The organism is Salinarimonas rosea DSM 21201 (assembly GCF_000429045.1).
Classification (GTDB): Bacteria; Pseudomonadota; Alphaproteobacteria; order Rhizobiales; family Beijerinckiaceae; genus Salinarimonas; species Salinarimonas rosea.
The window spans coordinates 12,815-33,110 of the sequence record NZ_AUBC01000036.1 but is presented as its reverse complement, the minus strand read 5'-3'; the positions used below and the strand labels follow the sequence as shown (position 1 = coordinate 33,110).

Annotated in this window: 24 protein-coding genes; 13 read left to right on the top strand and 11 right to left on the bottom strand. The window is 70.6% G+C overall.

From position 1 onward, the window contains the following. From G407_RS0120105 to G407_RS0120095, 3 genes are all read right to left on the bottom strand, one after another. Positions 1 to 382, bottom strand: a 382-nt coding sequence (locus tag G407_RS0120105; protein ID WP_029032268.1) for a Crp/Fnr family transcriptional regulator, incomplete at its 3' end; no start/stop codon positions are given. 130 nt (positions 383 to 512) lie between these two features. Further along, the gene (locus G407_RS0120100; RefSeq protein ID WP_029032267.1) at positions 513 to 2,288 is read right to left on the bottom strand and encodes a sodium:solute symporter family protein; all 1,776 of its coding nucleotides are present in this window, start codon (positions 2,286 to 2,288) and stop codon (positions 513 to 515) included. Between the two features lie 10 nt (positions 2,289 to 2,298). Next, positions 2,299 to 2,559 (bottom strand): DUF4212 domain-containing protein, encoded by a 261-nt coding sequence (locus tag G407_RS0120095; protein WP_245259137.1) that lies wholly within the window; start codon positions 2,557 to 2,559, stop codon positions 2,299 to 2,301. Positions 2,560 to 2,913: 354 nt separating this feature from the next. Here G407_RS0120095 and G407_RS0120090 point away from each other — a divergent pair, with 354 nt between their 5' ends. Then, a complete protein-coding gene (locus G407_RS0120090) occupies positions 2,914 to 4,080 on the top strand; it encodes an acyl-CoA dehydrogenase family protein (protein ID WP_029032265.1) in 1,167 nt (388 codons plus the stop codon). Positions 4,081 to 4,102: 22 nt separating this feature from the next. Here the strand turns inward: G407_RS0120090 and G407_RS0120085 are convergent, their stop codons facing one another. Next, positions 4,103 to 4,447 carry an antibiotic biosynthesis monooxygenase family protein gene (locus G407_RS0120085; RefSeq protein WP_029032264.1) on the bottom strand — a complete coding sequence of 115 codons (345 nt, stop codon included), beginning with the start codon at positions 4,445 to 4,447 and terminating at the stop codon, positions 4,103 to 4,105. An 80-nt stretch (positions 4,448 to 4,527) separates the two neighbouring features. Between G407_RS0120085 and G407_RS0120080 the strand changes: the two genes are divergently transcribed. Then, a complete protein-coding gene (locus G407_RS0120080) occupies positions 4,528 to 4,797 on the top strand; it encodes a hypothetical protein (protein ID WP_029032263.1) in 270 nt (89 codons plus the stop codon). Here the strand turns inward: G407_RS0120080 and soxR are convergent. Then, the gene (soxR, locus tag G407_RS28930) at positions 4,785 to 5,279 is read right to left on the bottom strand and encodes a redox-sensitive transcriptional activator SoxR (protein ID WP_052341655.1); all 495 of its coding nucleotides are present in this window, start codon (positions 5,277 to 5,279) and stop codon (positions 4,785 to 4,787) included. The genes G407_RS0120080 and soxR overlap by 13 nt on opposite strands. 77 nt (positions 5,280 to 5,356) lie before the next feature. Between soxR and G407_RS0120070 the strand changes: the two genes are divergently transcribed. The 3 genes from G407_RS0120070 (at position 5,357) to G407_RS0120060 (ending at position 7,172) form a co-directional block, all read left to right on the top strand. Then, on the top strand, positions 5,357 to 5,602 hold the full coding sequence (locus tag G407_RS0120070; RefSeq protein WP_029032262.1) for a DUF1127 domain-containing protein: 246 nt from the start codon (positions 5,357 to 5,359) through the stop codon (positions 5,600 to 5,602). A 184-nt stretch (positions 5,603 to 5,786) separates the two neighbouring features. Beyond that, positions 5,787 to 6,491, top strand: coding sequence for a CoA transferase subunit A (locus G407_RS0120065; protein WP_029032261.1), 705 nt, complete (start codon positions 5,787 to 5,789; stop codon positions 6,489 to 6,491). A gap of 15 nt (positions 6,492 to 6,506) precedes the next feature. Continuing rightward, the gene (locus tag G407_RS0120060) at positions 6,507 to 7,172 is read left to right on the top strand and encodes a 3-oxoacid CoA-transferase subunit B (RefSeq protein ID WP_029032260.1); all 666 of its coding nucleotides are present in this window, start codon (positions 6,507 to 6,509) and stop codon (positions 7,170 to 7,172) included. 82 nt (positions 7,173 to 7,254) lie between these two features. Here the strand turns inward: G407_RS0120060 and G407_RS0120055 are convergent, their stop codons facing one another. Both G407_RS0120055 and G407_RS0120050 read right to left on the bottom strand, forming a co-directional pair. Next, positions 7,255 to 7,449, bottom strand: a complete 195-nt coding sequence (locus tag G407_RS0120055; RefSeq protein ID WP_029032259.1) for a hypothetical protein — start codon at positions 7,447 to 7,449, stop codon at positions 7,255 to 7,257. 106 nt (positions 7,450 to 7,555) lie between these two features. After that, on the bottom strand, positions 7,556 to 7,954 hold the full coding sequence (locus G407_RS0120050; protein WP_029032258.1) for a hypothetical protein: 399 nt from the start codon (positions 7,952 to 7,954) through the stop codon (positions 7,556 to 7,558). 188 nt (positions 7,955 to 8,142) lie between these two features. Between G407_RS0120050 and G407_RS28925 the strand changes: the two genes are divergently transcribed. From G407_RS28925 to G407_RS0120030, 4 genes are all read left to right on the top strand, one after another. Then, positions 8,143 to 8,562 (top strand): DUF4112 domain-containing protein, encoded by a 420-nt coding sequence (locus G407_RS28925; RefSeq protein WP_169728812.1) that lies wholly within the window; start codon positions 8,143 to 8,145, stop codon positions 8,560 to 8,562. Between the two features lie 305 nt (positions 8,563 to 8,867). Next, positions 8,868 to 9,059, top strand: coding sequence for a hypothetical protein (locus G407_RS0120040; RefSeq protein ID WP_029032257.1), 192 nt, complete (start codon positions 8,868 to 8,870; stop codon positions 9,057 to 9,059). Between the two features lie 37 nt (positions 9,060 to 9,096). Next, positions 9,097 to 10,098: a thiaminase II/PqqC family protein gene (locus G407_RS0120035; RefSeq protein ID WP_029032256.1), complete on the top strand. Its 1,002-nt coding sequence runs from the start codon at positions 9,097 to 9,099 to the stop codon at positions 10,096 to 10,098. Further along, a complete protein-coding gene (locus G407_RS0120030) occupies positions 10,095 to 11,135 on the top strand; it encodes a TetR/AcrR family transcriptional regulator (RefSeq protein WP_029032255.1) in 1,041 nt (346 codons plus the stop codon). The genes G407_RS0120035 and G407_RS0120030 overlap by 4 nt, the downstream gene beginning before the upstream one ends. 182 nt (positions 11,136 to 11,317) lie before the next feature. On the opposite strand, the gene G407_RS0120025 is transcribed toward G407_RS0120030, so the two are convergent. Beyond that, positions 11,318 to 11,692, bottom strand: coding sequence for a response regulator (locus G407_RS0120025; RefSeq protein ID WP_029032254.1), 375 nt, complete (start codon positions 11,690 to 11,692; stop codon positions 11,318 to 11,320). A gap of 172 nt (positions 11,693 to 11,864) precedes the next feature. Here G407_RS0120025 and G407_RS32630 point away from each other — a divergent pair, with 172 nt between their 5' ends. Then, complete coding sequence (locus G407_RS32630; RefSeq protein ID WP_029032253.1) at positions 11,865 to 12,806, top strand: PfkB family carbohydrate kinase; 942 nt, start codon at positions 11,865 to 11,867, stop codon at positions 12,804 to 12,806. Continuing rightward, positions 12,803 to 13,738 carry a nucleoside hydrolase gene (locus tag G407_RS32625; protein ID WP_029032252.1) on the top strand — a complete coding sequence of 312 codons (936 nt, stop codon included), beginning with the start codon at positions 12,803 to 12,805 and terminating at the stop codon, positions 13,736 to 13,738. Before G407_RS32630 ends, G407_RS32625 begins: the two co-directional genes overlap by 4 nt. 69 nt (positions 13,739 to 13,807) lie before the next feature. Here the strand turns inward: G407_RS32625 and G407_RS28920 are convergent, their stop codons facing one another. The 3 genes from G407_RS28920 to G407_RS28915 all read right to left on the bottom strand — a co-directional run bounded on the left by G407_RS28920 (position 13,808) and on the right by G407_RS28915 (position 17,720). Continuing rightward, on the bottom strand, positions 13,808 to 15,184 hold the full coding sequence (locus G407_RS28920; protein ID WP_052341653.1) for an MmgE/PrpD family protein: 1,377 nt from the start codon (positions 15,182 to 15,184) through the stop codon (positions 13,808 to 13,810). Positions 15,185 to 15,272: 88 nt separating this feature from the next. Continuing rightward, the gene (locus G407_RS0120005; protein ID WP_029032251.1) at positions 15,273 to 16,247 is read right to left on the bottom strand and encodes a Bug family tripartite tricarboxylate transporter substrate binding protein; all 975 of its coding nucleotides are present in this window, start codon (positions 16,245 to 16,247) and stop codon (positions 15,273 to 15,275) included. Between the two features lie 75 nt (positions 16,248 to 16,322). Next, on the bottom strand, positions 16,323 to 17,720 hold the full coding sequence (locus G407_RS28915; RefSeq protein ID WP_052341651.1) for an MmgE/PrpD family protein: 1,398 nt from the start codon (positions 17,718 to 17,720) through the stop codon (positions 16,323 to 16,325). 534 nt (positions 17,721 to 18,254) lie between these two features. On the opposite strand from G407_RS28915, the gene G407_RS28910 reads away from it, so the two are divergent. Next, complete coding sequence (locus G407_RS28910) at positions 18,255 to 18,737, top strand: tripartite tricarboxylate transporter TctB family protein (protein ID WP_156917654.1); 483 nt, start codon at positions 18,255 to 18,257, stop codon at positions 18,735 to 18,737. Between the two features lie 48 nt (positions 18,738 to 18,785). Beyond that, a complete protein-coding gene (locus tag G407_RS0119990) occupies positions 18,786 to 20,285 on the top strand; it encodes a tripartite tricarboxylate transporter permease (protein ID WP_029032250.1) in 1,500 nt (499 codons plus the stop codon). Positions 20,286 to 20,296 lie beyond the last annotated feature (11 nt).

The following is a 20,296-nucleotide window of genomic DNA, read 5'->3' as shown; positions in this document are numbered from 1 at the left end:
CGAGCAGCGCCAGGAAGGCGCTCGCGGAGAGCGCCAGCGTGCGGGTCGGCGCGATGGCGACCGCACGGACGCCGGACGGCTTCTCGCGCAGGATCGCGCGGGCGCCGACCGCCTCGCCGGGCGCATAGCGCGTCACGCGCTCGCCTTCGGCCGAGAAGGCGTCGACGGCACCCGACAGGAGGATCTCGACGCGCGCGACCGGCATGCCGTGGCGCAGCAGCACCGCGCCCTCGGCGTGCGTGCGGATCTCGCCCGCCGCGGCGAAGCCGGCGAGCGCGTCCTCGGGCAGGAGATCGAAGGGATGATGGCGCGCGAGGACGTCCCGGGCGGCCTCGTGCGGCGCGCTGTCGGCGGTCGCGGCGCTGGACGCGGGCTGCGTCATGGACGGGTGTTCCCGGGCGTGCGGATGCGCAGGCTTCGATGCGCGTGCGGAGCCCGCGTGCGGGCTCCGCGAGAGTGTCCGCGCCGCACCCGAAGATCAACTCGGGTGCGACGCGTAGGGAGCGGAGGGCTCAGTGCGCCACCGCGCCGCCGGCGCCGCGCGGGATGCGCACGCTCTCCACGAGATCCTGGATCTCCTGCGGGGGAGCGGCGGTCGCGCGCGAGACGCCGTAGGCGACCGCGAAGTTGAGGATCGCGCCGACGACGCCGAACGAGGCCGGGGCGATGCCGAAGAGCCAGTTGTCCGGCGTGTTGGCGATCATGTTGGTGCCCGGGATGAAGAACCAGCCCAGGTACGTGAAGATGTAGAGGCAGGTCGACAGGATGCCCGTGAGCATGCCCGCGATCGCACCCATGTTGTTGATGCGCTTGGAGAAGATGCCCATCATCAGCACGGGGAAGATCGAGGACGCCGCGAGCCCGAAGGCGAGCGCCACGGTCTGCGCCGCGAAGCCCGGCGGGTTCAAGCCGAGCCAGGTGGCGAGCACGATCGCACCCGCCATCGCGATGCGGGCCGCGAGCAGCTCGCCCTTCTCCGAGATGGACGGCATGATCGCGCTCTTGAGCAGGTCGTGCGAGATCGCCGACGAGATCGCGAGCAGCAGGCCCGCCGCCGTGGAGAGCGCGGCCGCGAGGCCGCCCGCCGCGACGAGCGCGATGACCCAGCCCGGCAGGTTGGCGATCTCCGGGTTGGCGAGCACGAGGATGTCCGGGTTGACGGTCAGCTCGTTGCCGGCCCAGCCCCACTCCTGCGCCTGCGCGGCGAAGGCGGCGTTGGCCTCGTTGTAGTACTGGATGCGGCCGTCGGCGTTCTTGTCCTCGAACTTGAGGAGGCCGGTGGTCTCCCAGGTCTGGAACCAGTCCGGACGGTTCTCGTAGGCGAGGTTGCCCTCGGGCGAGCCGACCTCGCCGATCTGGATCGTGTCGACGATGTTGAGGCGCGCCATCGCACCCACCGACGGGGCGGTGAAGTAGAGGATCGCGATGAAGACGAGCGCCCAGCCGGCGGACCAGCGGGCGTCGGCGACCTTCGGCACGGTGAAGAAGCGGATGATGACGTGCGGCAGGCCGGCGGTGCCGATCATCAGCGCCAGCGTGAACAGCACCATGTTGAACATGGAGGTGTTCAGCGTCGTGTACTGCGCGAAGCCGAGGCTGACGATCACCTCGTCCAGGCGCTGCAGCAGCGGCACGCCGGAGGCCGTGTGCTCGGAGAAGAGGCCGAGCGGAGGCACCGGGTTGCCGGTCAGGTTGAGCGAGATGAAGATCGCGGGGATCGTGTAGGCCGTGATCAGCACCACGTACTGCGCCACCTGCGTGTAGGTGATGCCCTTCATGCCGCCGAGAACCGCGTAGACGAACACGACCGCCGAGCCGATGTAGAGGCCGGTCTCGGTCGACACCTGCAGGAAGCGCGCGAAGGTCACGCCGACGCCGGTCATCTGGCCGATGACGTAGGTCACCGAGATGATGATCAGGCACACGACGGCGACGAGGCGCGCGGTCTGCGAGTAGAAGCGGTCGCCGATGAACTCCGGCACCGTGTACTTGCCGAACTTGCGCAGGTAGGGGGCCAGCAGCATGGCCAGCAGCACGTAGCCGCCCGTCCAGCCCATGAGGAAGGACGAGTTGCCGTAGCCCGTGAAGGCGATGAGGCCCGCCATCGAGATGAAGGAGGCGGCCGACATCCAGTCGGCGGCCGTCGCCATGCCGTTGGTGACCGGGTGGATGCCGCGGCCCGCGGCGTAGAACTCGCCCGTCGAGCCCGCGCGGGCCCAGATGGCGATGCCGACGTAGAGCGCGAAGGTCCCGCCGACGACGAGATAGATCAGGGTTTGCGTTTCCATGGTCGCCGCCTCACTCCTCGACGCCGAAGTCGCGGTCGAGCTTGTTCATCCGCCACGCGTAGAAGAAGATCAGCGCCAGGAAGACGATGATCGATCCCTGCTGCGCGAACCAGAAGCCCAGGTCCGTTCCCCCGATGGAGATGCCGGACAGGAGCGGACGGAAGACGATCGCAAACCCGAACGCGACCACCGCCCAGATGATCAGGCAGTTGCGTACGAGGCTGAGATTGGCCTTCCAATAGCTTTGATCTCGGTCGTTTTGGCTCATCATGACGGCGCCCACCTCATGGCTTGGCGTTACCCCCACCGCGTCTCCCCGGAACCGGAGCGCGCCACCGACGTTGGCCGTCGGTCAGGCGTCCGGTCCGCACCTCCCCCGGCGCGACGCGGCTGCCCGATTCCGCATGCGCGGAGCCGAGCCTGCGGCACTGTATGACCGACTTTGGGGGATCGGTAATTGAGACGTTCGGCTAAGAGCCGAGCGCCTCTCCTCGGAGCCGGCGCGAACCTCGTAGTCTTCCCGATCAGGCTTACTGCATAGGCCCTCCCGCTTCTCCGTCGGCCTTTTCGCGACGCCGCCGACCCGCTACGACGGGCGCGGCGGCAGGGCCGAGGAGGACCGGTGATGGAGAGCCACGACGCGCAGGCGGATCACGCCGCGATCCGCGAGGCGGTGCAGAAGCTCTGCGCCGGGTTCCCCGGCCCGTACTGGCGCGCGCTCGACCGGGAGGATCGCTACCCGGCGGAGTTCGTCGCCGCGCTCACGGACGCGGGCTACCTGGCCGCGCTCGTTCCGGAGGAATACGGCGGCGCGGGCCTGCCGCTCTCCGCGGCGGCGGCGATCCTCGAGGAGATCCACCGCTCCGGGGGCAACGGCGCGGCCTGCCACGCGCAGATGTACGTCATGGGCACGCTGCTGCGGCACGGCTCGGCCGCGCAGAAGGCACGCTGGCTGCCGGAGATCGCCGCCGGGCGGCTGCGCCTGCAGGCCTTCGGCGTCACCGAGCCGACCTCGGGCACCGACACGGGCGCGCTGCGCACCGTCGCCCGGCGCGACGGCGACGTCTTCGTCGTCGACGGCCAGAAGATCTGGACGAGCCGCGCCGAGCATTCCGACCTGATGATCCTGCTCGCGCGCACGACCCCGCGGGACGCCTGCGCCAAGCGCACGGACGGGCTCTCGGTGCTCCTCGTCGACATGCGCGAGGCGCTCGGGCGCGGGCTGACGCTGCGCCCGATCCGCACGATGATGAACCACGCCACGACGGAGGTCTTCCTCGACGGCCTGCGGGTCCCCGCCGAGAACCTGATCGGCGAGGAGGGACGCGGCTTCCGCTACGTGCTCACCGGCATGAACGCCGAGCGCATTCTCATCGCCGCGGAATGCATCGGCGACGCGAAGTGGTTCGTCGAGACCGCGAGCGCCTATGCCCGGGAGCGCGTGGTCTTCGGCCGGCCCATCGGCCAGAACCAGGGCGTGCAGTTTCCCATCGCCCAGGCCTATGCCCGCATGCGCGCCGCCGAGCTGATGGTGCGCGAGGCCGCGCGGCTCTACGAGTCGGGCGCGCCCTGCGGCGCGGAGGCCAACATGGCCAAGATGCTCGCCGCCGAGGCGTCCTTCGAGGCCGCCAACGTCTGTCTCCAGACCCACGGCGGCTTCGGCTTCGCCGAGGAGTACGACGTCGAGCGCAAGTTCCGCGAGACGCGCCTCTACCAGGTCGCCCCGATCTCGACGAACCTGATCCTCGCCCACCTCGCCGAGCACGTGCTCGGCCTGCCGCGGTCGTACTGACGCCGGCGTGCCGCTCGCGCGCTCAGCCGTGCGCGGCGCGGCTGTCCGCGGGCGCCTCGTCCCGGCGCGTCATCCCGTAGTCGCGCGACACCGCCGCCACGCGCAGCCGGTAGTCGGCGAACATCGTCGAGCGGCCGAGGGCCTGTGCCACGCGATGGGCGCGCGTCTCGCGCCACGCCCGGATCGCGTCCTCGTCCTCCCAGAACGACAGCGAGAGCAGCTTGCCGGGCTCGGTCAGGCTCTCGAAGCGCTCCACCGAGACGAAGCCGGGTATCGTCTCGAGCAGGCCGCGCAGGTCCGCCGCCACCGCCATGTAGTCGGCGCGCCGGCCCTCCTTCGGCCAGAGCTCGAAGATGATCACCTGCATGCCCTCTCCTCCCGTTCCGGAACCGTCGCCCGCGCGCCTTTGTTGACCTCGCGAGCGTAGCGTGACGAGGAGGAAGACGCGTGGACGTCGACGGTGCACAAGGTCTCATCTGGTCTTTGACCATCATCGTGATGCCGATCCTGCTGGGGCTCGCCATCGCCTTCGGCGCCTACCAGACCTGGAAGCGCCGCAAGTCGGGCGCGCCGGTGCGGCGCGAGCCGGGGCGGATCGACAACGTCGACCCGAATCCGGACGAGAACGCGCAGGCCCGGTACATGTGCAAGCTCGGGCTGATCTCGGCGGCGATCTTCGTCGTCGCGGCGATCGCCATCGTCGCCTACTTCTTCTGAGCGGACGGCGCGCGCGAGGAAACCGGCGTCGGCGCCGGCGGGAAGTGTGCGCCGGGTCCCTCGCGCGCCAGCCGGTCGCCCTGGTTGCGCAGCGTGCAATCCTCCAGCGAGAGACAGCCGCAGCCGATGCACGCCGAGAGATCGTCGCGCAGCTTCGACAGGAGCGCGATGCGTGCGTCGATCTCGTCCCGCCAGCCGGCCGAGAGCCGCGCCCAGTCCGCCGCGTTGATGGCGCGCTCCATCGGCAGCGCGTCGAAGGCCGCGCGAATCTCGGCGAGCGGGATGCCGACGCGCTGGCCCACGCGCACGATCGCGATGCGCCGCAGCACGTCGCGGGCGTAGCGGCGCTGGTTCCCCGCCGTACGGGTCGATTCGATCAGCCCCTGCGCCTCGTAGAAGTGCAACGTCGAGACCGCCACGCCGGCGCGACGGGCGACCTCGCCCACCGAGAGCAGCACCCTCGTGTCGATCCGCGACGCCATCGGCGATGCCCTCTTGACCTCGATATTGGTTGAGGTTCTATCCCTGTGAGCCTCCCTGGTCAAACCGAGAGGCCGCCATGCGTCCCGACCGCGCCTTCCCCGTCCCGCCCCTGTCCCGACGCCTGCCGGATCCCGCCCGGCCGCTGCGGCGCTTCCTCCTGAAGCGCGCGCTCCTGCGTCTCCTCGCGGCGCTGGGCCTGCGGCGGGACGGCCCCGGCCGGTACACGTCCCGCGCCCTCGCCCACCTCGACGACCGCCTCCTGCGCGACGTCGGGCTGCGGCGCGAGCAGGGGCCGCAGGGCGAGCGGTACCGCAAGCTGTGACCGGCGGGCGCGGACGCGGCCCCAGGCCGGCGCACGACCGGCGAGGCGCGCCGCGAGCCCCGATCCGCCCGACGCCGACGAAGGTCGCGCCCCGGCCCCGGCGATTGCGCACTCCGGCGCGTTGCCTCCCCCCGCACCGATCCTGTACAGGAGACGCGATACCGAACCTGGAGGTCGAACGGCCATGAAGAAGGTCTATCCCGACGCGACGGCGGCGCTCGCGGGACTGCTCAAGGACGACATGACGATCATGGCCGGCGGCTTCGGCCTGTGCGGCATCCCCGAGACGCTGATCGACGCGATCAAGCTCTCGGGCGTCAAGGGCCTGACCGTGATCTCCAACAATGCCGGCGTCGACGGCATCGGGCTCGGCATCCTGCTGGAGACCCGCCAGATCCGGAAGATGATCTCGTCCTACGTCGGCGAGAACAAGACCTTCGCGCAGCAGTACCTCGGCGGCGAGCTCGAGCTCGAGTTCAACCCCCAGGGCACGCTGGCCGAGCGCATCCGTGCGGGCGGCGCCGGCATCCCCGCCTTCTTCACCAAGACCGGCGTGGGCACCCTCATCGCCGAGGGCAAGGAGGTGCGCGAGTTCGACGGCGAGCAGTACGTGATGGAGCGCGGCCTCTTCGCCGATCTCGCCATCGTCCACGCCTGGAAGGGCGACACCGAGGGCAACCTGATCTACCGGAAGACCGCGCGCAACTTCAACCCGATGATGGCCACCGCCGCCGAGGCGACGGTCGCCGAGGTCGAGCACCTGGTCGAGCCCAAGGACGTCGATCCGGACCACGTCCACACGCCCGGCATCTTCGTGCAGCGCATCATTCACGTGCCGCACGCCAAGAAGCACATCGAGCAGCGCACCACCCGCCCGCGGGCGGCTTGAGGGAGCACGACGACCATGCCCTGGACCCGTGAGCAGATGGCCGCGCGTGCCGCCCGTGAGCTGCGCGACGGCTTCTACGTCAATCTCGGCATCGGCATCCCGACGCTGGTGTCGAACTACATCCCCGAGGGGATGACCGTTCAGCTGCAGAGCGAGAACGGCATGCTCGGCATGGGCCCCTTCCCCTACGAGGGCGAGGAGGACGCGGACCTGATCAACGCCGGCAAGCAGACGATCACCGAGCTGCCGACGACGAGCTACTTCTCCTCGGCGGATTCGTTCGCGATGATCCGCGGCGGCCACATCGACCTGTCGATCCTGGGCGCCATGCAGGTGGCGGAGAACGGCGACCTCGCCAACTGGATGATCCCCGGCAAGATGGTGAAGGGCATGGGCGGCGCCATGGACCTCGTCGCCGGCGTGAAGAAGGTCGTCGTGGTCATGGAGCACGTGGCCAAGGGCAAGGACGGCTCGGAGGCGCCGAAGCTGCTCTCGGCCTGCGACCTGCCGCTCACCGGCACGCGCGTCGTCGACATGGTGATCACCGACCTCGGCGTCTTCGCCATCGACAAGCACGGCGACGGCGGCATGACGCTGGTCGAGCTCGCCGAGGGGGTCTCCCTCGACGAGATCGCGGCGAAGACGCAGGGCGCCTACCGGGTGGCCGACGGCCTGGCGTGAGCCGCGCGGGCCATCGACGAGCGTCGCGACGCCCGCGGGGAGCCGTTCCCGCGGGCGTCGTCGTCTTCGTCGTCGCGCAGCCTCACATCCGCCCGAGCGCGACCGCGAGCATCGTCGTGAAGCCGAGCACCACGAGGCCGGTGCACAGGAGCGGGTAGAAGGTCTCGCCGAGGAAGCCGCGCACGTAGCGCGGCGAGACGCCGGCGGCGTTGGGCATGCCGGCATAGGTGAGCGCGATGCCCAGCGCGAGCAGGACGGTTCCGTGGATCAGGGTCATGGGACGTCTCCGGCCTTCCGGTCGGGGAAGGCGCAGGCGGGCCGGCCCGGGCGTCGCGGGGACGCGCGCGGGACCTCGGCCTCGAAGAGGATGGATGTCGTGACGGTCAGTCGTTCCGGGGGCGCATGCCGGGAGGGCCGCGCGCGGCATGGGCGCGGGGACGTGCGCCGGGCCCGACGCTCCCCCCTCCCCGCTCGCGCCGAGCCGGCGGACGAGGCGAGGCGGACGGCGTGGGCACACGCGGCCGGCGCGGCGCCGGACGGCCGTCGCGGGAGAGCTTCGGCGCCAGCGTCTGAGCCCGCGCGCTCTCGAGGCGCAGGCTCGCGTCCCGCACGGGCGCATCGAGGACGGCAACCGCCTGGGGCGCGGCGACGCAGGCGGGGGACGCCGGCGCCGGGAGCGACGCCGCGTCGACCGGCCTGAGATAGGCGCAGACGAGAACCAGCGCGCCCACGAGGAAGAGGCGCGCCGCCATGCCCGGTGAGATCAGCTCGCGATGGAGCACGGGTGTCGTCCGACCCGCCAGCCGCCGAAGCGGTCCGGCCGCGCGGGCGGCGGTCCGGGCGGCAGGACGCTGCGCCTCTGCGCCGCATCCGTCAAGCGGCATGTGCGCGGCGTTCGGACCCCTGATGCGGCTGGCGCGTTCGCCTCCCCGACACCACGTTTCGAACGCACGCAGCCGGGAGCATGCCCGTGAACGATACAGCCAGCACCTACGACCGCCAGGCCGGCGCCGCCCGCGGCTACGGCCGCCAGGCGCGCCTCGACCACGTCCACCGCGCCAGCGCGCGCCTCGAGGCGCTCGCGCGCCTGCTCGATTCCTCGATCCGCGTGCCGGGCACGCGCTTCACGTTCGGGCTCGATTCGATCCTGAGCATCGTCCCGGTGGTCGGCTCCTTCGTCGGCGCGGGCGTCTCCGCCTACGTCGTGATCGAGGCCTATCGGCTCGGCGCGCCGCGCAGCACGCTCGCGGCGATGCTCGCCAACATCGGCCTCGACACCGTGCTCGGCGCGGTTCCGGTGCTCGGCTTCGTCTTCGACGCCCTCTACAAGGCCAACAACCGCAACGTCGCGCTCCTGCGCCGCCACCTGGCGGCCGCGGGCCGGCTGTGACGCCGGCCCCGGCCAGCCGCGGGGCGGTCACGACGATCACAACCAGATGGCGTCAACGGGGATCGCGACGAAAGCCGACCGGAAGCGGGCGTTCCGCGCAGGCGTCGCGAGTGTTCCGCACGCGGCGCCCGCGCGGAACGCTCGCCCGACCCGATTCGGACGGCAGTGCCGCCCGATGCACGTGCCGTCGCACAGACCCGCGACCGGCAACCTTTGCATGATTATACAATCTTGAAGCGGTAGTTCAAAAGCCATGTTGATGCTACCTTAAGATGCTCAATGGCGGGCATGCAAAGGAGATCGAGATGGCTGCCGAGACGCGAACGATCACTCCTGCGAAGGGCGACGAGGTCGTCGTACACGTTCCGAAGGGGTCCGCGGACAAGGTCCGCATCGTGGAGGTCGATCCGCACGACATGGGGCGTGACGTGACGATCCAGGTGAGCCGCGAGCGCAAGCCGCAAGTCTCATCGGCGATCGGCGTGATCGTCAAGTAGATCGTACCATCTTCGAAGATCATGGGTGGGCGGATCGATGAACGACGCTCTTTGCGTACGCTTTCCTTTGTCGCTCGAACAGGGGCCGCGATCCCTGGCGATCGACGACGGGAAATTCGTCCACCGCTTCGACGACGTCCCGGGCGGCGTCTTCGTCCGGGCGCTGCTCGACTGCGAGATCCCGAGGTTGCCGAGCGACTTGGTCGAGCACTATGCCGATGCGAAGGCTCAGCTGACGGACTTCCTGAGCTATTGCGCTGCGCAAGGGATCTTGACACCCGAGCCGGGTGAATACGAGACGATTTCGGGAGCGGAATTCTCCGAATACCTGAAGCAGAGCTTCAGGGCACTCAATGACGAGATGTTCTCTCACGAGCTCTGGCAGAAGCTCGCCGCCGGGAAAGCAAGCGCGACCCTCGTGGACGGCTGGCTGATAGAGACGTTCTTCTTCATCAAGGGGGCGAACGCCCGGCTGCCGAATGCGATCGCGAACTGCACCCATCACGGCATCCGAAACACGTTGCTGCACCACTATCTCGAGGAGTGGGACCACTACGGGTTCTTCAAGGAGTCGCTCGAGCTGCGCGGGCTCGATTTCGACCGCATCGAGGCCCGCGGCCCGCTGCCGGCGACCAAGGCGGTGATGCTCATGGCGCGCAAGGCCGGACGCGAGAACAGCCTCGGGTACCTCGCCTGCTCCGGCCTCCTCGAATCGACCGGCAGCGACTCCAGCAAGGCACGGGAATTCTACGGAGCCATCGCCGCCCACTACGACGCGCGCGGCACCGGCTTCGTCGCGCCCATGCTCGAGCACATCGATCTCGACGAGGAGTTCGAGCATGGCGATCTGATGGCGGAGGCTCTCGGGACGATCGAGCGTCTATCCAGGCGAGAGGCGGACGAGGTTGTCAACACGCTCAGGGAATTCAAGGAAACGCTCGTCCAGTGGTTCGACGAGATCGTCGAGTACTACGGTCGAGATGTCGACGTGTACGGCGCTCCCGTTTCGACTACCTTTTCGAGGGGTGTTTTCAAATGAGCGGCTCGCATCCGGTGGCGGTCGACCCGTCGAGACACTCGAGGCCGGTCGTGGGACCGCGAATTTCTCTGCTGCTGAGCACTGATCGGGCGACCCTGGACACGCCGAGCCAGCGCATCCGCTTCACGGGGGAGAGCCGCGATCTCGTGGAGCAGGTGTTTCCGCTCTTGAACGGCTCGCTGAGCTTGGATGCGATCGCGAGCAAGACCGGGTACTCGCCGGGGAGCATCTACCGGCACTTCGACGAGCTGGGCGAGGACGACGCCATCGCCTGGCTGGGGTGCTCGCTTCACGCGCAGGAGGAGGACGACTACTTCGAGAGCCTCCGTCTGCTCGCACGGTTCTGGAACCGCGCGATCTTCTGCGAACCGGTGGCCATGCGCATCTTCGGATGCACGGCGCATGTCAACGAAGTCCGCCTGTGGGCTCTGGAGTTCTTCTGCTTCATCCGCGCGGCCAATGCCTACATGGCGAAGGGGGTCTCTCGGCTGGACATACCCGCGTCGCTGCAGGAGATCGCCGTCCGCCACTATGTCGACGAGGCGGAACACGAGGAGATCTTCCGCGAAGGCCTGTTGGAGATGGGCTTCACCGACGCGGAGCTGGACCGGCACGTACCCCTCCCGAGCACGCAAGCACTGCTGAACTTCCTCTTCGAAACGGCGTCGGGCGATTTTTCCGGATACCTTGCGCTGTTCACGGTCATGCAGCCGCTCGAGGTCCACCCGACCTCGGACCAGATAACCGCGAAGTACGAAACTCTCGCGGACGCCTATCCCCCCGTTGCGCCCTTCTTCAAGGCTTGCATGAGGCATGATCTGATCGATGCGGGCCTCGGGCATTCCGAATGGGGACTGGAGGCGCTGGTGCGTGCCACCGGGCTGCCGGGACACGAGGCGCGCAGGCACATCGAAGACGTCATGATGCAAACCAGCGCGTTCTTCTGCCTGTTCTATCGTGGGATCGGCCGCCAGCAAGCCAGCCGACGCGACCGCGCGATCCGGCATCCCGTCTCCGCCGCCGTCGCCTTTCGTTGAAGGGAGCGCCGCGCTCGGGGCCGTCGGCTCTCTCTCTCGGCCCGACCGGAGCGGCTTGCGGCACGCGCCGCGCCCTACCGCAGCGCGCGCGCTGTCCTGGGCGAACCCGCGCCCGGCGCATGCCGCGGGCCCCGAGCTCGTCCGGCTTCCTGCTCCGGGAGGATGCCCCTGCGGCCGTCCTTTCAGGCGGCGAGCCCCGTCGCCAGGAAGCGCGCGAGGCTCGTCGCGTCGAACGGCTTCTCCCAGCGCGGCACGTCGTCCAGGCCGTGGGGCACGACGTTCCCGCCGTAGCCCGTGGCGAAGACGAAGGGCACGCCACGCGCCTTGAGCGCGCTGGCGACATCGAAGACGAGCTCGCCGCGCAGGTTGATGTCGAGCACGGCGCGGTCGATCCGCTCGCGGGCGATGAGCTCGAGCGCCTCGCGCGGGTCGCCGACGGGCCCGATCACCTCCGCGCCCTCCGCCGCCAGCGCCTGGGCGAGATCGTCCGCGATGAAGTACTCGTCCTCCACGACGAGGACGCGCGGCCGTCCCTCGCGGGCTTCGACGCAAGTCATGGCTCATTCTCCGAAAGCCGGCTCGCTCGGAGCACGATGCCGGTCCGTGACAGTAGCAGCCCCCGGCGGGGGTGCCAACTCCGTTCGGCTCCCGACCCGTGCCGACGGTTGCACGGCGCGGCCGCGCCGCTTAGCCATGAGCCTCGGCCGTCGCGGTCGAGGAGGGGTGCGCATGATCGTCGTGTTCGGCTCGGTCAATGTCGATCTCGTGGCCCGCGTGTCGCGCATCCCGCGGCCGGGCGAGACCGTGCTCGCCCCGACCCACGAGCGCCATCACGGCGGCAAGGGCGCGAACCAGGCGATCGCCGCCGCCCGCGCCGCCGACGGGGCCATCCCGGTCGTCATGGCCGGGGCGGTCGGCGACGATCCGCTCGGCGAGGCCGCCCGCGCCAACCTCGCGGCGAACGGCGTCGATCCTTCCCCGCTCGAGACGCACGACGCGCCGACCGGCGTCGCCTTCATCGCCGTCGACGACGAAGGCGAGAACGCCATCACCGTGGCGTCGGGCGCGAACGCGCTGGCGCGCCCCGACGGGCTCGGGCCGCTCCTCGCGGACGCAGAGGTCCTCGTGCTGCAGATGGAGGTGCCGCTCGCCGCGGTCGCCGCGGCGGCGCGGATGGGGGCCGAGGCCGGTGTGCGCGTCGTCCTCAACCTCGCGCCGGTGCCGATCGATCCGCACATGCCGACGCTCGACGCTCTCCTCGCGGCGACGGACGTCCTCGTCCTGAACGGGCACGAGGCGGACGCGCTCTGCGCCCTCGTCGGCCTTCCCGATCGGGACGGTCCGAGCCGCGACGCCGCGCTCGCGGCGCGCTGCGCGGCCGACGTCGTGGTGACGCTGGGCGCCGCAGGTGCGCGGGCCGCGACGCGCGGCGGCGAGTCGCTGCTGGTGCCCGCGCTCCCCGTCGACCCCGTCGACACGACCGGCGCCGGCGACGCCTTCGTCGGCGCTCTGGCGGCGGGGCTCGCGGAGGATCTCCCGCTCGCCGACGCGCTCGCCCGCGCCGCGGTCGCCGGCGCCCTCGCCTGCCTGGCGTTCGGCGCCCAGGCCGCCTCCCCCACCCGCGCCGCCATCGAGGCGGCGCTTCGCACCCGCACCGGAGAGCCGTCGTGACCCGCGCCATCATCATCGACACCGATCCCGGCCAGGACGACGCGATCGCGATCCTGCTCGCGCTCGCCTCCCCCGAGCTCGAGGTGCTGGGCGTGTGCGCGGTCGCCGGCAACGTGCCGCTCGCCCGCACCAGCGTGAACGTGCGCAAGGTCCTCGAGCTCGCCGGCCGCACCGACGTGCCGGCCTTCGCCGGCGCCGACCGGCCGCTGCTGCGCCCGCTGGTCACGGCGGAATACGTCCACGGCAAGAGCGGCCTCGATGGCGCCGACCTGCCCGAGCCGACGATGCCGCTCGACCCGCGTCACGCCGTCGACTTCATCGTCGAGACGGTGATGAGCCGCCCGCCGAAGACCGTCACGCTCTGCCCCCTCGCGCCGCTCACCAACATCGCCCTCGCGCTCGCCAAGGAGCCGCGCCTCGCGGAGCGGCTCGAGGGGATCGTCCTGATGGGCGGGGGCGTGTTCGAGGGCGGCAACCGCACGCCGGCGGCCGAGTTCAACATCTACGTCGACCCGGAGGCCGCGCAGCGCGTCTTCTCGTCCGGCGCCGATGTCACCTTCATCCCTCTCGACTGCACCCACCGGGTGCTGACGACGGCGAAGCGGACGGCCGCCATCCGTGCGCTCGACACCCCGCTGTCGAAGGCGGTTGCGGGCTGGCTCGACTTCTTCGAGCGTTTCGACGAGGCGAAATACGGCACCGACGGCGGGCCGCTGCACGACCCGTGCGTCATCGCCTGGCTGCTGCGCCCCGATCTTTTCCGCGGCAAGCGCGTCCACGTCGCGGTCGAGACCGGCTCGGAGCTCACCCGAGGCATGACGGTGGCGGACTGGTGGGGTGTCGTCGACGCCGCGCCCAACGCCACCATGCTTCGGGAGGTCGACGCCGACGGCTTCTTCGCCCTCCTCACGGAGCGGCTGGCGCGGCTGTGACGGGAGGAGCGCCCTCCGTCACAGCGCCGTCTCGAAACCGGGGATGCGTCTGCCCCGGCCGAGCCGCCCTCAGAACCGGTGCGCGTCCGCGCGCGCCGCGCCGCGCATCGTCTCGACGACATCGCGCCAGGCGAGGTTCCCGAGGCCCCGGGCCGAGGTCTCGACGAAGGAGGCGAGACGCGGCAGCACCTCGCCTCCGGCGTCTCGCAGCTTGTCCAGGAAGGCCGCGTCGGACAGGGGCCGATCGGGGCTGCCCGTCGCCACGAGACAGGTTCGATCGAGAGCCTCGCCGTCGGCCAGGTGAACGACGACCCGCGATGCGCGATCGAAGCGCGGGTCGGCCGGGGGCCCGGCGGGGCCGAGCCGGACCAGGGCGCGCAGCCGCGCGACGATCGGGTCGTCGAGCGCGACGCTCGAGAACGCGGCCTGCCCCCCGTGCCCGTAGCGCAGCGGGGCGGCGACCATGTGCTCCATGGAGAACTTGGCGCCGAGGATCGTCTCCGGGCTCGGATTGCTGAGGCCCAGGGCCAGCGGATGGGTCTCCACCTCGATGACGCGGATCCGGTCCGCGTCGTAGGCCGGGTCGGAGGCGCAGTCCAGCGCCGCCTCGACCGCCGAATGGCCGTGCTGGCAGCAGGCATAGAGCTTGTGGTAGCCCTTCGAGACGGCCCAGCCCTCGTGCAGGCCGTCGGTGAGCGCCGAGACGTTCCCGGCGCCGCCCAGGATGTCGCCGTAGACGTCCATCGGGGCTTCGGTTCCCGCGTGGATGCCGATCTGCGCCATGCCGGCGGCCTGCCAGCCGGCCACGGCGCCGGTCGCCGCCCAGAGGTTGCGCGAGAGGTAGCCGCGCGCCAGGTGCGTCCGCGGTCCGATCGAGGCGAGGGTCGCCGCCGTGGCGATACCCCGAGCCAGCGTCGGCGCGGGCGCGTTTCGGGCCAGGAGCGTCGCGGCCGCCGCGCCGACGGGCGCGAACAAGGCGTGGGCGTGCACCCGCGGCGTCGGGAAACGGAAGCATTCGGCCAGCCGCGCGCAGATCTCGTATCCGAGCACGAGGCAGCGGACCACGTCGTCCAGGCGCAGGTCCGCGCGCTCCGCCTCGGCCAGGAGGGCGGGCAGTACGTAGAGCCCGGCGTGGCAGGTGACCGGGCGATAGCCCTCGTCCGTCTCGCACCAGCAGCCGGCCATTGCGTTGAGGTAGAGGGCGTCCTCGATGGCCACGCGATGCAGGCCGGGAAGGTAGACGGTCGCCTCCGGGCGGCTGCCGCGACGCAGGGCGGCCGCGTGAGCGGCCTCGATCTCGGGCTCCTTCGCCGCGGAGAGGATCGCGCCGATGTCGTCGGCGAGAATGCCGATCGCGCGCGCCCTCACCGCTGCCGGGAGGTCCTCTCCCCGCGTGGCGCAGCAGGCCTCCGCGAGCTCGATCAATCCGGAGGAGAACGCATCCATGAGGCTGCCTCGCAGGACGGGAGCGGGCGGCGCGCGCCCGGGAACCCGCGCCCCGGCGGTCGTGCCGCCGGGGCGCGGGCGGAGGGTCTCAGCGGGCGATCGGCTCGTCCGCGTTCCGGACGACCTCGGCCCACTTCTCCACGTCGTCGATCACGAGCTGCTGGAACTCGGCCGACGTCATGGACATCGGGTCCGAGCCCCGGGCGCGAATCTGCTCGACCATATCCGGGTCGCTCGTCATCTCGGTGAGCGCGGCGTGCAGCTCCTCGACGATCGACGCGGGTGTGCCTGTGGGCGCGAACAGGCCGAACCAGGTGACCACGCCGAAGTCGGGCAGCCCCGCCTCGGCGATCGTCGGGACGTCCGGCAGGGCCGGCGAGCGTTCCGGCCCGGTCACGCCCAGGGCCCGCAGCGAGCCGTCCTGGATGTGCGGCAGCGAGGAGGGGATGTTGTCGAAGATGAGCGGCACGCGGCCGGCCAGGACGTCGATCATCGCCGGGCCGCTCCCCTGGTAGGGGATGTGCGTCATCGGGATGCCGGCCTGCAGCTTGAAGAGCTCGCCGGACAGATGGAGGGTGCTGCCGATCCCCGAGGACGCGTAGTTGATGCCCCCGTCCTCGTTCTTCGCGTGCTCGATCAGCTCGCCGACGGTCTTGGCCGGGATCGAGGGATGGACGACGAGCACGTTCATGCTGCCGGCGATCGGCGCCACGGCCACCAGGTCCGTGGTGGGATCGTAGGGCATGTCCTGGAAGATGCTGGGATTGATGCCGATGTTGCCCGCCGCGCCGAGCAGCAGGGTCATCCCGTCGGGGTCCGACTTGGCGACCATGTCGGAGCCGATGTTGCCGCCACCGCCGGGACGGTTCTCGACGACGAAGTTGGCGTCGAACTTCTGGGACAGATAGCTCGCGGCGAGCCTGCCGAAATAGTCCGTCGCGCCGCCGGCGGCGAAGGGGACGACGATGGTCACGTCGCCGTCCGGATAGTCCTGGGCCGTCGCCGGTGCGTAGCTCAGCCCGACGGCGGCGACGACAGTCGCCAGTAGATGACCGAATCTCATGTCCGCTCCTCGCTCGTTTCTCGTCGGTTGCCGAAGGCACGCCCGGCCGAGCCGGGTGCACCGCCGGCGCTCCTCCTACGGGTGGGGGATCAGGTGCTCGTCGACCACCCGGCGCAGCGGCGTCTCCCAGGCCGCGGATTCCAGGCGGCCGAGAAGTCCATCGGGATCGGCGAGCCGCGGCGCCAACCGGGCGCACTCCGCGAACTTCGTGGCGAAGGCGGCGTCGCTCATCGGCGCCTCGGGCGCTCCCGGGGGATGGCGCGAGGCCGCTTCGAGCACACGGCCGTCGGTCGTGACGAGACGTACGCGCGCCGGGCTCTCCGCCGGGTAGGCGGCCGAGAGATCCTCGGCTTCGCGGATGATCGTCCGGCCGGCCAGCGCGGCGAGCGCCGCGTCCTCGCGATGACGCGCATCGAAATGCGCGAGCGCGACCGTGCCGTGCGCCGCCGTCACCGCCATCAGGTAGGGGAAGGACAGCTGCGCGATCTCGAGCGTGTCCCACGGCAACGGCACGTGCGCCATCGCCGCCGCGTAGGTCTCGACCTCTATGCGCTCGACGTCCTCGCCGCGTAGCGCGTGGGACGCCACGAGCCCGGCGAGCGCGTCCACGGCCGAGTGCACGTGACGACAGCAGGGGTAGGGCTTCAGGTAGCTGCGGCAGATCGCGGGACGGTCGCCCCCGACGGCGCGCCGGGCGACCTCCGGACCCAGGCCCGCGAACGCGTGGATCAGGCCGCCCGGACCTTCGAGGACCCCCCGGGGACCGACCGCGAGCCCTCGCGCCGCCGCGTAGGCGGCGTGGACGCCGCTGCGCGCCGCATGAGCCGGATGCAGCTTCTTGACGTCGCCGCCGCCCGCCAAATACGCGAAGGTCCCGGAGGACGCGCTGCCGGCGATGCCGAGCGCCCGCTCGAGCGGGTCCTCCGCGAGGCCGAGCAGGCGCCCCGCCGCCGCCGCGGCGCCGAGCACGCCGGCGACCGGCGTCAGCTGGAAGCCGCGTCGCATCGCGGAGGGGTTCATCACCTCGGCGGTGACGACGCAGGCCTCGTATCCCGCCACGATGGCGTCGAACGTCTCGCCGAGAGTCGCGCCGCGATGATAGCCGACGGCCAGAGCCGCGGAGACGACGGCGGCGCCGGGGTGCACGGAGCCTTCCCGATTGCCGTCGTCGTATTCCAGAGCGTGGCAGGCGGCCGCCATCGCGTAGGCGGCGACGAGCGGGCCGGCGCGAAGGCCGAGCCCCACCACCGGAACGGCGTTCTCCGCCGCGACCCTGCCGTCCAGCGTCTCGGCCAGGCTCAGGCTCGCGGCCACCCGCGGCGTGGCGCTCCCCGCCAGGATGCAGGCGATCCCGTCGAGCGCCTGCCTCGTGGCGACACGCCGCGCCGATGGCTCCAGGTCGGCGAGCCGGGCCGTCGTCGCGAACGCCGCGAGGCGCCGCGTCAGCCCCTGGGGCGATGCCTCCGGCGTCATCGGGAGACCTCCCGTGCGCTCTCGCCGACGGCTGCCGCCGCGGCATGTGGAAAAGCGGTTTCGGGCACCGTTGTCTCCACCGATCGTCTCCATCAGGCGCGCCTCGACATGGCCGTCGCGCCCTCCTCGCTCCGCGGTCGCGGCTCGCCGCATCGACGGTCCGCTCCCTGCGCACGAAGGCGCGCCCCACCGCCGGCGCTCGTCACGACCCCTCGGAGGGGATGCGACGAGGGTCGTCAACCGAGGTATAACTGTCAACACATTTCTGGAAGCCGCCGAACCACTGCACGGGCAGCATCTTCTTCGGGACACGTACTGCTATAGCGATTGGTGTGAAGTTGCCTGGATCGTGGACGTCGAGCAGGATTGTCGAACCGAGAGAGAATAACTCCTACTGTTGACAGTAATTGTCTCCTGACACACGATCGACGAATCCGCGGATCGTGCGGGAGGGTGGCGCAAGACCCGATCTCGACGATCCGCTCCGGGCCTGCCCACGGGGGCGGCACCCGACTCCGCGCAAGGGGGGCTCACGTGACGCGACGTCCGGACTGGAACCAGCTGGCCGCAGCCGGCGTGCCGCTCGCCCTGATGGGAGGCTCCGCCTGGGCGATGTGGCAGGCGTGGGGCTACGGCATCGGCAGCCTGCGCATGCCCGGCCCCGGGGGCTATCCCTTCGTGCTCGCCGCGGGGCTGTTCGTCGCCGCTGCGGGGGCCGTGGTCACGCCGCTCGTGCGGATCGCCCGGTCGCCACGGCAGGACGCAGCGACGGACCCCCGAGCGACCGGGGACGCGGAGGGCGGAGGCCTGACGCGCGCCGCCATGCTCGTGGGGGTGCTGCTGGCGTGGGGGCTCTTGTTCGAGGTGATCGGCTTCGTACTCGCCTCCCTGATCTGTGCGCTGGCCATCTGCTGGATCGGTGGGCAGAGGTCGCCGATCCGGGCCCTCGTCTTCTCGTCCGTCCTCACCGCGAGCTGCTACCTGCTCTTCGTGGGCGTGCTCGGACTGCCGCTCTGAGCCGGCAGTTCTCTTCGTGGGCTCCATCCAGGGAAGGCATTCAGGCACATGGACAGCATCCTCCAGGGCTTCTCCTTGGCCTTCGGTCCCGAGCAATTGCTCTTCTGCTTCCTCGGTGTCCTCCTGGGAACGCTGGTCGGGACGCTGCCGGGCATCGGCGCTGCGGCATGCATCTCGATCGTCCTGCCGATGACCTTCGGGCTCGACGGGCTCACCGCCCTCATCATGCTGTCGGGCATCTTCTACGGATCGCAGTACGGCAGCTCCACGGCCGCGATCCTCCTGAACATTCCCGGGACCTCGACGGCGGCGGTGACCTGCCTCGACGGCTACCCGATGGCGCAGCAGGGGAAGGCCGGAACCGCGCTGTTCGTGACCACGATCGCCTCGTTCGTCGGCGGCAGCATCGCCATCGTCCTGCTCATGGGCGTGTCGCCCGTCCTGGCCAACGTGGCGCTCCGCTTCGGCTCGGCCGAGTACTTCGCCGTGATGGTGCTCGGCCTCGTGGCGGCGCTCTCCATGGGAGCCGGCAGCGCGACGAAGGGCGCGGCCATGACGTTCCTGGGCCTTCTGCTCGGCACGTTCGGGATGGACATGACGACCGGGGCGATGCGCTACACGTTCGGCTTCCCCGAGATGACCGAGGGGATCGGCATCCTCGTGCTCACCATGGGGCTGTTCGGCGTGTCCGAGCTCTTGTCGAACATCAGCCGCCGGGACCCCGCCGTGCCGCCGGCCAAGTCCTATCGGCTGCGCGGCATGCTGCCGGACCGAAGCGAGCGGCGGCAGATGTACGGGCCCTGCCTTCGGGGCACGGCGATCGGGTCGCTGATCGGTGCGCTGCCCGGCGCCGGGCCCACGGTCGCGGCGTTCCTGGCCTACTCGCTCGAGCAGAAGGTCTCGCGCACGCCCGAGAGGTTCGGCAAGGGCGCCATCGAAGGGATCACCGCCCCCGAGGCGGCGAACAACGCCGCCGTCCAGTCGGCGTTCATCCCGACGCTCAGCCTCGGCATTCCCGGCGACGCGGTTATGGCGATCCTGCTCGCGGCGATGACCCTCCACGGCATCGTGCCCGGCTCCCAGTTCATGGCAACGCAGCCGGATTTCTTCTGGGGACTGATCGCGAGCTTCTGGATCGGGAACCTGATGCTGCTGGCGCTGAACCTCCCGTTCATCGGCCTGTGGGCGCGCATCACGCGCATTCCTCACCACTATCTCTCGAGCCTGATCGCCATCTTCATCCTGCTCGGGGTCTATAGCGCGCGCAACAGCCTGTTCGACGTCTTCCTGGCGGTCCTGATCGGGGTCGTCGGATGGGGCCTGTCGCGGCAGCGCTATCCCCTGGCGCCCCTCATCCTCGGCTTCGTGCTGGGCCCGTTGCTGGAGGAGCACTTTCGGCGCGTCATGCTGATCTCGCGTGGTGACCTCACCGCACTCTGGAGCAGCGAGATCTCCCTCGGCCTCCTCTCGGTGGCGGCCGGCCTCGCCGTGCTGACCGCCTGGCGGCAGCTTCGCGGCGGCCGGGCGGGAGCGGCGGCCGTCGAGTAGGGGCGAAAACC

Coding starts and splice junctions, on each gene's coding strand:
- G407_RS0120035 (WP_029032256.1), top strand. CDS start 9,097: ATGAACGACGCTCTTTGCGTACGCTTTCCTTTGTCGCTCGAACAGGGG.
- G407_RS28915 (WP_052341651.1), bottom strand. CDS start 17,720: ATGACGCCGGAGGCATCGCCCCAGGGGCTGACGCGGCGCCTCGCGGCG.
- G407_RS0120085 (WP_029032264.1), bottom strand. CDS start 4,447: ATGCAGGTGATCATCTTCGAGCTCTGGCCGAAGGAGGGCCGGCGCGCC.
- G407_RS0120030 (WP_029032255.1), top strand. CDS start 10,095: ATGAGCGGCTCGCATCCGGTGGCGGTCGACCCGTCGAGACACTCGAGG.
- G407_RS0120040 (WP_029032257.1), top strand. CDS start 8,868: ATGGCTGCCGAGACGCGAACGATCACTCCTGCGAAGGGCGACGAGGTC.
- G407_RS28920 (WP_052341653.1), bottom strand. CDS start 15,184: ATGGATGCGTTCTCCTCCGGATTGATCGAGCTCGCGGAGGCCTGCTGC.
- G407_RS0120005 (WP_029032251.1), bottom strand. CDS start 16,247: ATGAGATTCGGTCATCTACTGGCGACTGTCGTCGCCGCCGTCGGGCTG.
- G407_RS0120065 (WP_029032261.1), top strand. CDS start 5,787: ATGAAGAAGGTCTATCCCGACGCGACGGCGGCGCTCGCGGGACTGCTC.
- G407_RS0120070 (WP_029032262.1), top strand. CDS start 5,357: ATGCGTCCCGACCGCGCCTTCCCCGTCCCGCCCCTGTCCCGACGCCTG.
- G407_RS0120025 (WP_029032254.1), bottom strand. CDS start 11,692: ATGACTTGCGTCGAAGCCCGCGAGGGACGGCCGCGCGTCCTCGTCGTG.
- G407_RS0120100 (WP_029032267.1), bottom strand. CDS start 2,288: ATGGAAACGCAAACCCTGATCTATCTCGTCGTCGGCGGGACCTTCGCG.
- G407_RS0119990 (WP_029032250.1), top strand. CDS start 18,786: ATGGACAGCATCCTCCAGGGCTTCTCCTTGGCCTTCGGTCCCGAGCAA.
- G407_RS32630 (WP_029032253.1), top strand. CDS start 11,865: ATGATCGTCGTGTTCGGCTCGGTCAATGTCGATCTCGTGGCCCGCGTG.
- soxR (WP_052341655.1), bottom strand. CDS start 5,279: ATGGCGTCGCGGATCGACACGAGGGTGCTGCTCTCGGTGGGCGAGGTC.
- G407_RS0120055 (WP_029032259.1), bottom strand. CDS start 7,449: ATGACCCTGATCCACGGAACCGTCCTGCTCGCGCTGGGCATCGCGCTC.
- G407_RS0120090 (WP_029032265.1), top strand. CDS start 2,914: ATGGAGAGCCACGACGCGCAGGCGGATCACGCCGCGATCCGCGAGGCG.
- G407_RS0120060 (WP_029032260.1), top strand. CDS start 6,507: ATGCCCTGGACCCGTGAGCAGATGGCCGCGCGTGCCGCCCGTGAGCTG.
- G407_RS0120095 (WP_245259137.1), bottom strand. CDS start 2,559: ATGATGAGCCAAAACGACCGAGATCAAAGCTATTGGAAGGCCAATCTC.